General features: G+C 35.1%; 13 protein-coding genes. 3 read left to right on the forward strand and 10 right to left on the reverse strand.

Translation table 11 applies throughout. The annotated features are described in order from the left end of the window. The first annotated feature begins 598 nt into the window (after positions 1-598). Entirely contained in the window at positions 599-1,219 is a 621-nt protein-coding gene (locus tag IPZ78_RS09245) for a trimeric intracellular cation channel family protein (protein ID WP_225552962.1), read from the forward strand. On the opposite strand, the gene IPZ78_RS09250 is transcribed toward IPZ78_RS09245, so the two are convergent. From IPZ78_RS09250 to IPZ78_RS09280, 7 genes are all read right to left on the reverse strand, one after another. After that, positions 1,214-2,509: a UDP-N-acetylmuramoyl-tripeptide--D-alanyl-D-alanine ligase gene (locus IPZ78_RS09250; protein WP_225552964.1), complete on the reverse strand. Its 1,296-nt coding sequence runs from the start codon at positions 2,507-2,509 to the stop codon at positions 1,214-1,216. The genes IPZ78_RS09245 and IPZ78_RS09250 overlap by 6 nt on opposite strands. A gap of 70 nt (positions 2,510-2,579) precedes the next feature. Beyond that, positions 2,580-3,401 carry an SMP-30/gluconolactonase/LRE family protein gene (locus IPZ78_RS09255; protein ID WP_225552965.1) on the reverse strand — a complete coding sequence of 274 codons (822 nt, stop codon included), beginning with the start codon at positions 3,399-3,401 and terminating at the stop codon, positions 2,580-2,582. Positions 3,402-3,452: 51 nt separating this feature from the next. Further along, on the reverse strand, positions 3,453-4,196 hold the full coding sequence (locus IPZ78_RS09260; RefSeq protein ID WP_225552967.1) for an acyl-[acyl-carrier-protein] thioesterase: 744 nt from the start codon (positions 4,194-4,196) through the stop codon (positions 3,453-3,455). Positions 4,197-4,208: 12 nt separating this feature from the next. Beyond that, positions 4,209-4,736, reverse strand: a complete 528-nt coding sequence (locus tag IPZ78_RS09265; RefSeq protein ID WP_262903855.1) for an LOG family protein — start codon at positions 4,734-4,736, stop codon at positions 4,209-4,211. Between the two features lie 140 nt (positions 4,737-4,876). Next, positions 4,877-7,285 (reverse strand): outer membrane beta-barrel family protein, encoded by a 2,409-nt coding sequence (locus tag IPZ78_RS09270; RefSeq protein ID WP_225552969.1) that lies wholly within the window; start codon positions 7,283-7,285, stop codon positions 4,877-4,879. A gap of 191 nt (positions 7,286-7,476) precedes the next feature. Continuing rightward, positions 7,477-9,240 (reverse strand): PspC domain-containing protein, encoded by a 1,764-nt coding sequence (locus IPZ78_RS09275; protein WP_225552971.1) that lies wholly within the window; start codon positions 9,238-9,240, stop codon positions 7,477-7,479. Positions 9,241-9,257: 17 nt separating this feature from the next. Beyond that, positions 9,258-9,605 carry a PadR family transcriptional regulator gene (locus IPZ78_RS09280; RefSeq protein ID WP_225552972.1) on the reverse strand — a complete coding sequence of 116 codons (348 nt, stop codon included), beginning with the start codon at positions 9,603-9,605 and terminating at the stop codon, positions 9,258-9,260. 166 nt (positions 9,606-9,771) lie between these two features. On the opposite strand from IPZ78_RS09280, the gene IPZ78_RS09285 reads away from it, so the two are divergent. Then, positions 9,772-10,170 (forward strand): VanZ family protein, encoded by a 399-nt coding sequence (locus IPZ78_RS09285; protein ID WP_225552974.1) that lies wholly within the window; start codon positions 9,772-9,774, stop codon positions 10,168-10,170. Positions 10,171-10,280: 110 nt separating this feature from the next. Here the strand turns inward: IPZ78_RS09285 and IPZ78_RS17355 are convergent, their stop codons facing one another. The 3 genes from IPZ78_RS17355 to rlmN are packed head-to-tail and all read right to left on the reverse strand — an operon-like array spanning position 10,281 to position 12,054. Further along, on the reverse strand, positions 10,281-10,370 hold the full coding sequence (locus IPZ78_RS17355) for a hypothetical protein (protein ID WP_394371239.1): 90 nt from the start codon (positions 10,368-10,370) through the stop codon (positions 10,281-10,283). Between the two features lie 26 nt (positions 10,371-10,396). Next, positions 10,397-10,957: a ComF family protein gene (locus IPZ78_RS09295; protein ID WP_225552976.1), complete on the reverse strand. Its 561-nt coding sequence runs from the start codon at positions 10,955-10,957 to the stop codon at positions 10,397-10,399. Positions 10,958-10,998: 41 nt separating this feature from the next. Continuing rightward, on the reverse strand, positions 10,999-12,054 hold the full coding sequence (rlmN, locus tag IPZ78_RS09300; protein WP_225552978.1) for a 23S rRNA (adenine(2503)-C(2))-methyltransferase RlmN: 1,056 nt from the start codon (positions 12,052-12,054) through the stop codon (positions 10,999-11,001). Positions 12,055-12,206: 152 nt separating this feature from the next. Between rlmN and IPZ78_RS09305 the strand changes: the two genes are divergently transcribed. After that, positions 12,207-13,031, forward strand: a complete 825-nt coding sequence (locus tag IPZ78_RS09305; protein WP_225552980.1) for an N-acetylmuramoyl-L-alanine amidase — start codon at positions 12,207-12,209, stop codon at positions 13,029-13,031. The last annotated feature ends 45 nt before the right edge of the window (positions 13,032-13,076 follow it).

The raw sequence follows: 13,076 nt of genomic DNA on the forward strand, positions 1-13,076 counted from the left end.
CTGCTTATATTTCGAGCATTACTGCTGTACTTATCTTGTTTTGTTTTCCCTTCGTTTCCGTCGGGACTGCAAAGGTAGAAACTTTATTTAAACTTCCAAAATTTATTTGAAGTTTTTTTTCTTTATGCTTTTCCTGATTTCCCAGTTTAAACAGCCTCTATCCTCATATTTCAGCGCCGTATCCAGCGTTCCTCCCTTGCGGAGTGGTGCAAAGATAGAAAAGAATTGTAACTACTTCCAAGCTTTATTAGAGTTTATTTTTTGAATATCGCGTAAGTAGCTGTTCAACTGAGAAATAAAATCGATATATCAGTCTACTATAAGTCTAATTGTGATTCCAACCGGTACCTAATGTACAGCACAATATCACAAAACAGATATTTCCACTTGTTACAAGCCTACTAAATAGAAATGCCTATGCAGGGTGTTAACGTTTTTATAATAGTGAAAAAGCATTCATCGGAATTTAGAAGAGATAGCTAAAAGGATTAAATCGATTCCATTAATATTCATAATCAAGAAAGAGAAGTCCAGATGATAGATTCGTCTTTCTTATTATGTTCTATTTTATGTATACTTGTTTACCAACAAAAGCAAAATGACAATCATATACGCTATCGACCTATTAGGAACTATGGTTTTTGCTATTTCTGGTGCTATGGCTGGACATCGCAAGGGGATAGACATTTTTGGAGCTACTTTTATGGCGTTTGTTACTGCCATTGGTGGAGGTTCATTGCGTGATGTGTTTTTGAATATTCGACCTGTTTGGGTAGAAGATGGCAATTATATGTTGGCCATCTTTTTAGGTGTATTCATATCAGTCATAGCTAATAAACAATTATATAGTCTAGCCAAAACCTTAACACTATTTGATGCGATAGGGATTGGTTTTTTTACTGTTGTAGGCACCGAAAAATCATTAGATTTTGGCAGTAGCGAAATGGCTGCTATTATGCTTGGAATGTTTTCTGCATCAATGGGAGGGGTGATTCGTGACGTCCTAATTAACGAGACACCATTGATTCTTCGAAAAGAAATATATGCATCAGCCTGTTTATCCGGGGCATTACTGTTTGTCCTCCTCCATTATTGGGGTGTCGACAATGGTTGGAACGCCTTTTTAAGTGCTACATTAGTTTTCTTAATTAGAATAGTATCGGTTCGGTTCAATCTGTCACTGCCTGTTGTAGAAATGAAAAAAGATTCCGATTTATAGTACCTCAAGTAATTTTTCAAACGCCATTCCTCGAGAAGCTTTCAACAAGATAAAACTATTGCTAATAGAAGAAACCGCAGCTTTTGCCTCATCTGTAGTATCATAGAATTCTGACCCCCCTTCTTTATGCTTGAAAAATTCCTTTCCAACAAAGATTAATCTTTCAAAACCTAAGGATTTAGACTTATTGACTAAAGCTTTATGTTCTTCAAATGATTCATCACCTAATTCAAACATGTCACCCAAAATCACAACTTTATGATCCGCAGTCAGCACCTGCATATTGTCTAATGCTGCTGACATACTACTCGCATTCGCATTATAAAAATCAGCGACTATAGTATTACGCAGTGTTTTTGTGATTTGTGAACGATTATTTTTGGGGATATACGATGTTATTCCTTCACTGATTGCAATTGGGTCCATTCCAAATTCTAATCCTACGGCAATTGCGGCCAAAATATTTTCTGTATTATATGAACCTGTCAACTGCGTATAAACTTCATAAGATTCAGGTTTAGAAGCTTCTTTCCAAGCAATAGATAAATAAGGATTCGCTATCAACAACTTTCCAATAACATCATTTGTATCCGAATAACCATATTTAACTACCTTTGAAAAAGCACGTGTAGCGGCCATTTCCACTAAATGTATATTATCTGCCTGTAAGAATAATGTACCTCCATGCCGAGCTATGAAATCATACAATTCGCCTTTCGTCTTCTTAACCCCTTCAAAAGAACCAAACCCTTCCAAATGTGCTTTACCCACATTCGTAATAAACCCATGTGTGGGTCGTGCAATATTTGATAAGAATTCAATCTCACCAACATGATTTGCTCCCATCTCCACTATCGCCATTTCATAGGAGGAGTCAATAGATAAAAGCGTCAACGGCACGCCTATATGATTATTCAAATTTCCCTGTGTAGCATAGGTTTTGAACTTTTGAGAAAGTACAGAATACACCAACTCTTTAGAAGTTGTTTTTCCATTTGTTCCTGTAATCCCTACAACAGGAATATTTAATTGTTGTCTATGATATGATGCTAATTGCTGCAGTGTTTCCAATACATCACTAACCAGAATATACTTATCATCTTTTGCAAATTCGGGTTCATCTACCACTACGAAAGCAGCTCCACTCTCCAACGCTTGCGAAGCAAACAAATTTCCATTAAAATTAGTGCCTTTTAAAGCAAAGAAAATACTATTGTGTTTTATATTTCGTGTATCTGTCGAAATTGATGGATATTGTTTATAGATGTTGTAAATTTTTTCGATCTGCATGACAACAATTTTTGATAGCACAAATGTAATAATCTTATAAACAAAAAGAGGAGCAAAAAGCTCCTCCTATTTATTTCAATTTGTATGCAATTACGCTGTTGCTATTAAAAGTCGGTATATAAATAACACCTGCCTTCGGATTATACCCCAAGTCCGCTGTATTCATCTTACCTTGTACGTCTTGGATTTTATGAATTACTCCATTCGCTGTCACATGATAAATTAGGCCTGGCCAACAAGTCACAAGGAAATCTCCATTTGAAAGTGGTTCCAAACCATCTCCACCTTGCTCAAAACCTTTGGTAAATACAGTAACTTTCTTCGTTGCATCAATAGACCAAAATTCTTTCCCAGCTAAGGCTAATAGATTTCCCTTATGATATTTTAATCCATTCACAGATGGAACATTATCTAAATACAAAGTCACTTTCCCATTACGCAATTGGTAAATCTTATTCAACCTAGTATCGGATATATATACAACACCTGTATCATCAACAGTCACATCATTCAAGAAAACAGCACCTTCAACTGGTAACTCATCAATAATATTACTGGTTACGATATCCACCACAATTATCTTTGTTACATCAGCGATGTACAACAGTCCTTTATGAATTGCTAATCCCTTGGGAGCATTCAAGCCTGTGATCCAATGTGGATCTTCTACTGTTCCATCTGGTAACAAAATTGCTATTTCACCCTTATCTGTACCTCCTTGACCGATTAGTGACACATATAGTCTATCTGTAGCTTCATGATATAAAACCGATTCAGGAACATGAATTCCTTCCGTCGTCTCCCAAATTTTTTCTAAAGATTTTTGCTGTGCAAAAGCTGATTGAACACCGAAAACGGTCAAAATAAGCGCTAATAATTTAATACTTCTCATAGTTTCTTTATTGTAGTTGATTATTTTAAATGGTAAAATACTAAATAAAAGTTAATTCTCTACTTCAAAAACACAGGCAAAACAAATTTGTTCACCCTTCAGGATTTTAAATCCTATTTTGTTTTCAAATTCACCCATTTGAATAATGATTTCATCTCCTAGACTCAATTCTTTGATAAAGTTCAAATCAATTGCCTTTACTTTATTCTCCAAGATTAAATTAGGTTGAATGTGATTTATACACCACTCCAAATATTTAGTATTATTGACATGATTTACGATGTCCAAATCAGAAAACTGAACTTTTTGATGATAAATCTCTGACACCTCAAAATCTAGATCAATACGTTGATTCCCTATTTCAGTAGCATGCATCTCTGGGAATTGCTCCACATATGAAGTATCAAAAGGCAAAGCATCTGGTCGTCTTTTCTTCATATTGAACACAGCCCATAATGAAGAAATACCAATTAATTTCTTACCTCCACGTGAAACTTCAAAATTACGTGTCGACTTGAATCCTTTCAGTTCCTCAATCCATGTCTTCACCTCTATTTCTTCAGAAAAACGAGGCAAGTCTCCAATTTCTACACGCATACGATTCATCACCCAAGATTGATCGTATTGCGATAAGTCATCAAAACCAACTCCTCCCAAATCCGCATGCTCCGCAGCTGTTAACTGCAAAATATTAGTTAATTCGGGCAACTTCAACGCACCGTTTGGATAACATTGCGAAAAGTAAACCTCCCAGGTTTTGTGATGTATAGATTTAAAGTTCTTTGCTAATGGCATATTTCTTTCCTCCTAACTATTTTCCTTATTTAACCATTTAGGCACGTCTGGCGCAATATAGTCTTCCATTTTTTGTATTAAATCTTCTATATTATTCGACACCAATAACATGTCGCGATTCTCTGTTTTCAATAGCCCTGCGTCCACCATATTTTGGACAAACGCAATCAAATGATCATAAAATCCATTTATATTTAATAACCCTACAGGTTTTTGATGCAATCCCAATTGTGCCCAAGTAATAACTTCAAACAACTCTTCCATCGTTCCAAATCCACCAGGCAATGCAATAATTGCTTCACTCAAATCATTCATCATCGTTTTACGTTGATGCATATTTTCCACGGCTATTAATTCCGTCACCCCTGAATGTCCAATTTCCTTACTGTTTAAAAAATAAGGAATTACACCAATCACTTTGCCCTCATTAGCAAGCGCACCGTCGGCAACAGCTCCCATTAGCCCCACACGACCACCTCCGTAAACCAATGTAATATTATTCGTAGCCAAATATTCACCTACCGCGTAAGCTTTTTGCATCCACACCGCATCAAACCCTAGCTTGAAGCACAAAAAACTACTATACTTCTGAATTTCATAACACAAAGCTAAACAAAAATGACCGCAGATATTTTCAATCTACGGTCATCTTTGGCATAAAGACTTTGGATACCTAATACTTATAAAGCCCTTTCCTTTTCTTCACTACTATCGTTTACCTTACGAATTGACTGCTTCAAATTACCGAATTTATAGTTCAAAGTCAAACGTACAGTTTGCGAATCACGGTACTGATATATTTTAGAATTATATTCTTTAAATTCTGTAAATACATTGTTGTGGTTTGTATGGAACACATCCGTTACAGCCAATTTTAGTGACGTACGCTCATCCTTGAAATTATAAGAGGCTCCAATATCGGTACCCCAACGCGTCTGGATTTTATACATATTGTATATAAAAGGTGAGTTGTATCTCACGGATAATTCTGCTGCAAAATTTTTGCTGAATTTAAAATTGTTGTTAATATTCCCTTGAATAAATGCTGAGCCCTGATTAATTTCATACCCAGATACAGGACCTTTAAAATGCATATAGATACCTGTAATGTTATTAAACAAAGTCCATACTTTTCCTATTCTTAATGGAACTGTCAAGTTGATATAAGACGTTGTTTGTTCACCCAAATTTTCACGGATAATCCATGTTGTTTTCAACGTTGTATCTTGTCCAAGGCTTTCCACCATGGCTCCTTTGGTAATATCGTGTCCCAATGCGATATTAAATCGCTTATACAACGTATAGTTGAATGAGAATCCATCTGTATATTGCGGATTCAGATATGGATTACCTTTGTTATATGTCCTTTTATCTACATAATATTCAAAAGGATTTAGATTTCTATAGTTAGGTCTTGAAACTTTTCTAGCATAACTTATTGCAAAAACATGGTTCTCATGTGCATTATAAGAAAGGGATGCAGATGGAAATAAATCCAAATAATCGCGCTTAACTTGTTTATTTTGCGTGATAGAATGTCCATCAGAAATGGTATACTCCCCTCTTAATCCAGCTTTTATTCCCCACTTTTTGATATTAGTACTATAATCGAAATAACCAGCAACGATTTGTTCAGTATAATTAAACACATTCGAACGGTTGGTGTTATTCAACCAAGAGGAACCTATTAAATTTTCAAATTTTACATCGTTATCAGATTTTACATTACTGTATTTCAAACCTGATTCAACATTTCCCTTCCAAAGCTTTTGCGTATAGTCTAACTTTGCTGCTAAAATTTTAATATCCACGCCAAAATTACTCCTCTCATATTCAGGATCGTACATTAAAGTCATGTCCGGGAGGTATGAAAAATAGCTGTAGTTTAATATCGAATTCGTCTTAAATGTGCTGTAATCAAAATCTGCCGTTAGTTTTTTACCTGTAGAATCTATTACAAACTCATTATTCATATTCACCGAATAACGGTTAAATTTTTCGTCATTATTATTATCCGAAACCATAATCGAATCAATAGCCATATTAGGCTGAGACATTAAAGTTGTTCCGGGCGTAAGTTGAGCTTCTTTATTATTCGCGCCGTTAAATTGTATCATAAAAGTATTTCGAGCGGAAGTTTTTTGCTCAAATCCCAATTTATAGTTATGTGTTTTTTCAACATTCTGAAATTTCGAAGATTGGTCGAAATAGGTATCAGCAATTTTATTTGGTATAACCCGTGTGATACGGATATGCTCATTAAAATTGTTATCTGTATAGGAATAATTGGTAAAGAAAGTGGAATTATTCTTTTTATAATTCACGTTTAAGGAAGTGTTTCCTCTAAATTTCTCTCCAAAAGCTCCACTCGCTATATATGAACCATTGAAGCCTTCGAGACGATTTTTCTTCATCACAATATTTATCACCCCCGCTGTGCCTTCTGCATCATCTTTCGCCGAACGTGTAGTCGAAAGTTCTATACTCTTAATTTGCCCTCCATCCGTACTTTTCAAAAATGTAGCCAACTGCTCGCCTGTCATATAGGTCTGACGACCATCTATCATGACATTTACACCTTGTTGTCCCATCAAAGAAATATTATCGTCCTTATCTACATCGACGCCTGGTGCTCTTTTCAATACCTCCAATGCATTATTTCCTGCACTGATGGAAGAATTTTCTACATTCATGACAAGTCGACCATTGGTGTACTGAATTTGTGGTAACTGACCTTGAACAGAAACGGCTTCTATTTCTTTTGTAACTATTCGCAACATAATATCATCTAATGCTATAGATCTATCCTCTGCAACGAAAGCATTTGATTCACCCTTTACATAGCCTACAGCTGTCGCCTCAATTCTAAACGTTCCCTTAGGAAAACCTAAAAACTTAAACTGCCCTTTTTCATCTGTTACAGCTGATTTTATAAAACCCTTACTAGGCTCCGTTACTAAATATACGGAAGCATTAGCTATAGGTTGATTATTCGTGCTTTTTATATAACCAGTAATAGATTGTTGTTGGGCTACAGCGAATTGCACGCATAGAATCATACAACCGAAAATCTGTGAAAATAATTTCATTTTTGATTAGAATTTATAGTATCTGCCTTTTTTGATACTCCAAAATTAGGCTGAATATACAGACAAGAGAATATGTATTAGACAAATTACAGTGGAATTTCGGTAAAATCAAACAAAATGGCGGTGAAAATATCCTCCGCCATAATATTTGTAATCAACAAAAAATTTATTTCAGTGTAATATAGAAATGACTATTTAGCTTTATTTACTCTTTCTGCCATTTGCTTTGCCTGATTTTCTACTCTTTGAGCGTGTTCTTCTAATCTCTTAGCGTGCTCTTCCAATCTTTTAGCATGTTCATTAGCACGTTCTTCAATCTCCCTAACTTGCGCTTCTGCTTGTGAGTCCAGATCCTCTTCTTCGCTATTTTTCGTGATTGGTGAGAATTTCGGAGTACATTGCAAGCCAGTCCTACCCATTATCCACTCCGTCGACTTTATTTTCTCTTCAGATTTATATGATTCTTTACAATCCCAATACGATAGATTTCTTAATTTATGTTGAATCGATTTGTCGATAATTACACGAGAACCTTGCGGTAAATATAGCGTCACAGAAACGGACTGATCTCTATATTTTCTATCTGGATTAATACCAAAATGTGAGTTGAATACAATCTTATCATCCAATTGATTTGCCAAATAATTAATATCTGCCGCATTGGTAGTTGCTATTTGATATGTTTTTCCTCTTGCAAAATAATTGTATTGCACATACGGTTTTGCCAAAGAATCAATGCTTTCAAAATTAATACTGATATGATTGCGTAAAGCAGATTCCAAATCTACACCATCTAATTCAATCTTGAATTTTTTACCCTCTTTATCCGAAGATGATGCTTCAATAGTACGCACATCTTTCTCTGTGATATAATATACTTTTTGAGCAACCAAAGGTTTTTCAACTTTTATAGTACTTGATTCTTTGAATTCTTGCGCTCCAACAAAACTGAAAAATACAACTGCAATTATCGATGAGATCCATGTAGCCCACAACCCCAATGAAAAATAATGATTCATTGGTGGAGTACTAAACAAGATGCGTAACATCGTTTGCAACAATGCAAAGAAAGGGATGCCGATAGCTAAAGTTCCCGCGATTAAAGCGACAATAGCTTGAGCTGTATTCAAAAATTCCGTTCCAGGAAAGACCATCTCTCGTTGATAACCCAATACTCCTGTAATGAATCCTACGCAAGCTATAGCTAATCCTAATAAAGTCAATGCACAAATTACTAATATAAAGTAACCTACTAAACGCAAAAACATTCTTCCCAATTTGGAAATACCACTACCTACCACAGAAGTTCCCTTAGCGATTTCAGATTTTGCCTTTGAGATATGTGGATTTAACCCCTGTAATTCTTCGTCAAAGCTTTTCTTAAAGTTCTGAAGTGTTGGTGATTCACCTTTCATCGCCATTTTATCTGCGCGAGTAGTTGCCTCTGGCATTACCATCCATAAAATAACATATAACATTACTCCAGAACCTCCGAATAAAACGAAACACACGAATATCAATCTCATCCATTTGGTTTCCATTCCAAAATATGCACCAAGTCCACTACACACCCCACCAATGACTGAATCATCAGGATTTCTCATCAGTTTTTTCTCCACAAATGCCGATGGTGGAACTTCCGAGCTTTCTTGTTGCTTTTCCTCTGAAGCAGATATCTCTTCCTCTTCTCCCCCCTCAAAGTCACTAACCTTCCCCATTCTATCAATCACAAGATTCACATCCTCCAACGAGATTACTTCTTTACGACCAATTTGAATTTTCTCAGAAAACATTTCCGCAATTCTGTTCTCAATATCCTGTAATATTTCTTGACTATCTGCCGAATTGCCAAAATGTTTTTTAATATCGATCATATATGATCGTAATATTTCATAAGCCTCTTCTTCTATATGAAAGACTATGCTATTTATATTGATAATGATTGTTTTATTCATGGTATTAGATATATCAATTAGTTGTTGTTAGATTCGTTTCTCCCTTGCAATGATGTTTCAACTGCATAGTGCAATTCCTTCCAAGTACTGTCCAGTCTACGCAAAACCTCCAAACCCTCTGCTGTAATTTGATAATATTTACGTGGAGGACCGGAAGTCGATTCCTGCCAGTTGTAACTCAATAAACCATTATTCTTTAATCGAGTAAGCAAGGGATACAATGTACCCTCTACGACCAGCAATTGTGCTCGCTTTAATTCCGAAATTATATCCGATGCATATATTTCTCCTTTAGAAATAATGGAAAGAATACAGTATTCCAGTATCCCCTTTCGCATCTGCGTTTGTGTATTTTCCGCTATCATAACAATACAAAGTTATATCCTTTGGATGGTACTTTGCAATACATAGTAGTGTATAAAATCATATCTAACTGATTTTCAGATTAATAATTTTTTATCACTATGTAACTTTGTGTTAAAAAGTATTAAGTATTAGGTTTTCTAATTGATTTATAGGACTTTTGCGACGATGAAATATTTTTTTAGTTATATATGGGCTATAGTATGGGCTTTAATAATGCTAGCTTTGTTACTAATGCCCTCCAATGAACTTCCTGATTTAAATCGATTTAATTATTTCAACGGGATAGATAAAGTCGTCCACATCGGTATTTTCTTTATATTAGCTATGCTTTTGTATTGGGAGGCCGCTATGAAATCACAATGGAAAGGAAATAAATGGATAACTATTGCCAAAGTTGTAATAAGTACTGTAGTTTTCGCATTTTTAACAGAAGAAGCACAAAGACATGTATCAAGCCGTACTGCAGACATGTATGATATATATGCGGACTGCATCGGAATTGGTATGGCTACTTTTGCTTTTTTACTTTTATATAGAAAAGAAAAAGCTGAAAAACCAATATGAAAAGATTTATAATTCTACTCGTACTATTTGTATCTGTAGCTAGTGGAATACAATCATGCGCTACTAACAATTGCGGATGCCCTAAACCATACACTCCAAAGAGACGATAATTAGGCTCTAGCTATTGTTGCGATTGTCACAAGAGCTCTACGCTGGACCAGTAAGCTCGCTGCCTCACAAATTGTAGCTCCCGTAGTCAATACATCGTCTACGAGAAGAATATGCTTTAATTCAATGTCAACTTTTGAATCAATAAAAAGACTCCTTTTACGTTATCATAGCGTTCTGTCCTAGATTTTTGTATCTGACTGACAGAAGATATTTCTCGAATTAGAATATCTTCGTTCATTTCAACATTTAATGCTGCACTTAAGCCTCTTGCAAATTCTGCGGCTTGGTTATATCCTCTCTTCCGTAATTTGTCTTTATGGATAGGTATTGGAACGACATAATCCCAATGCGTATTAAGAGTTGAAAGTTTGGCGGCATATAAGTTTCCAAGAAATAAACCTATCTCTGGATGATTTTTATACTTCAACTTATGTAGTAATGTTTCAACTCGGGAAGATTTGGCTAAATGAAGCATCGAAAAGGCCTGCTCAAACTGAATTTTACCCCAAAGCTGCTTAGCCGTTTCATTATTAGGATCTAAATGAAAATCTGTAAAAGGAAGATGATACATGCATTTAGTACACAGCATATCCTCATTGACCATCAGCGTATCCTCGCATGCCATACATAATCGAGGAAACATCAGATGCAAAAAATCATTTATATAATTTTTCAAAAGCATAAAGAATACGGGTTGTATTCTTTAAGTTAATAAAATTAATTTGATTTTTCTTTAATGGCCAACTGACCACAAGCAGCATCAATATCTTTCCCACGACTACGACGTACATTCGTAATAACCCCTTGACTTCGCAAATAGTTTGCAAAAGCATCGATTTTGTCCGCTTCAGCATTTACAAAATCAGCTAAAGAAATAGGATTATATTCTATGATATTTACTTTACAAGGAACATTTTTGCAAAATTTAGCTAATTCCTTTGCATCTTGTAATTCATCATTGAAATTATCAAATACAATATATTCGTAAGTAATTGGATTTTTTGTTTTGGAATAATAATAGCGCAATGCCTCTGCAAGAGCCTTAAGTGAATTTTGCTCATTAATAGGCATAATTTCATTACGCTTATCGTCATTAGCAGCATGAAGTGATAATGCTAAATTAAATCTAACCTCATCATCACCTAATTTTTTAATCATCTTGGCTATACCTGCTGTTGACACAGTAATACGCTTTGCTGCCATATTCAGACCATCAGGCGATGTGATACGTTCTATCGATTTCATCATGCCGGAATAATTTAGCAAAGGCTCGCCCATACCCATGTAAACGATATTGCTCAATGGAATGCCGTAGTTATCCTTCGCTTGCTTATCAATTAGCACTACTTGATCATAAATCTCATCCGCATTTAAATTACGTTTACGATCCATATAACCTGTAGCACAGAATTTGCAAGTCAAACTACACCCTACCTGCGAACTAACACAAGCCGTCATACGATCTGGCGTAGGAATTAACACTCCTTCAATAATATTCCCATCATAAAGTACAAAACTACTCTTTATAGTCTTATCAGATGATACTTGAGATTGCTTTACTTGAACATAATTGATTGTGAAGTTTTCTTTCAATTTATCACGCAGAGCGATGCTCAGATTACTCATTTGATCAAAATCTATTGCAGATTTTTGCCAAATCCATTCATAAATCTGTTTAGCTCGAAAGGCTTGCTCCCCCATCTCAACCAATTTTGTTTTGATTTGTTCTAAGGAAAGACTACGTATATCAATCAATTTTGTTGTTGTATTCACAGCGCAAAGATAGATATTTTTTTTATGTGCTTACCTCTTCTACTTTACTATAACATTACGATGACTAACAGGTTGTTACATTAAGAGTTAAAATATTTATAATTTTTTTTGACCTGACTTAACTATATTGCATAATAAATCTATTATAAAAAATGAAAAAAACATACTTCATTGAGTTTCTTATAGGATTTTCACTATTCGCTTCATGTGGTGGTGGTAAATACAAAGCAACAGAAAAAGTATATAAGAAAAAAGCCAAAGAATATGCTAAGCTGTACAGTGAAGCTCCAGTTGCAAGCCAATTGGAAAAAATTAACGTAACAGATAAAGAATGGATAGGATCCATCAATTTTGGGACTAGAAAACCAAATTATGTCATGATTCACCATACTGCTCAAGATTCATTAGCACAAACGGTGAAAACATTTCATAGCGCACGCGCAGGAGTAAGTTCGCATTATGTTATTGGTAGAAATGGAAAGATAGTTCAAATGGTAAATGATTTATACCGTGGACATCATGCTGGTGTTGGAAAATGGGGAAATGATACAGATCTAAACTCCTCTTCCATTGGTATTGAACTAGACAATAATGGCACTACTGACCCTTGGGCTGATGTACAAATAGATGCACTCTTAAAATTACTTGGTTATTTAAAAGACACCTATAAAATCCCTCAATCTAACTTCATTGGCCACATGGATTATGCGCCAACGCGTAAAAATGACCCTAGTCGCTTTCCTTGGAAAAAATTGGCAGAGAATGGATTTGGATACTGGTATGATGATTATCTAGAAACTCCACCAGCTAATTTTGATGTGAAATTAGCATTAAGAGTAATTGGCTACGATGTCAAAAATTTAGATGCCGCAATTAAAGGATTCAAACATCATTATATTCAGAAAGAAACTACTTCGGCAACTCTTACAGATAACGATTTAAAAATATTATATTCAATTTTCAAGAAATACTTATAATAAGAAGGGAGCTCAATGAGCTCCCTTCTTATTATAATCAAAGAA

Source organism: Sphingobacterium bovistauri (assembly GCF_020295405.1).
In the GTDB taxonomy this organism is placed as follows: Bacteria; Bacteroidota; Bacteroidia; order Sphingobacteriales; family Sphingobacteriaceae; genus Sphingobacterium; species Sphingobacterium bovistauri.

Coding starts and splice junctions, on each gene's coding strand:
- IPZ78_RS09245 (WP_225552962.1), top strand. CDS start 599: ATGACAATCATATACGCTATCGACCTATTAGGAACTATGGTTTTTGCT.
- IPZ78_RS09250 (WP_225552964.1), bottom strand. CDS start 2,509: ATGCAGATCGAAAAAATTTACAACATCTATAAACAATATCCATCAATT.
- IPZ78_RS09255 (WP_225552965.1), bottom strand. CDS start 3,401: ATGAGAAGTATTAAATTATTAGCGCTTATTTTGACCGTTTTCGGTGTT.
- IPZ78_RS09260 (WP_225552967.1), bottom strand. CDS start 4,196: ATGCCATTAGCAAAGAACTTTAAATCTATACATCACAAAACCTGGGAG.
- IPZ78_RS09265 (WP_262903855.1), bottom strand. CDS start 4,736: ATGCAAAAAGCTTACGCGGTAGGTGAATATTTGGCTACGAATAATATT.
- IPZ78_RS09270 (WP_225552969.1), bottom strand. CDS start 7,285: ATGAAATTATTTTCACAGATTTTCGGTTGTATGATTCTATGCGTGCAA.
- IPZ78_RS09275 (WP_225552971.1), bottom strand. CDS start 9,240: ATGAATAAAACAATCATTATCAATATAAATAGCATAGTCTTTCATATA.
- IPZ78_RS09280 (WP_225552972.1), bottom strand. CDS start 9,605: ATGATAGCGGAAAATACACAAACGCAGATGCGAAAGGGGATACTGGAA.
- IPZ78_RS09285 (WP_225552974.1), top strand. CDS start 9,772: ATGAAATATTTTTTTAGTTATATATGGGCTATAGTATGGGCTTTAATA.
- IPZ78_RS09305 (WP_225552980.1), top strand. CDS start 12,207: ATGAAAAAAACATACTTCATTGAGTTTCTTATAGGATTTTCACTATTC.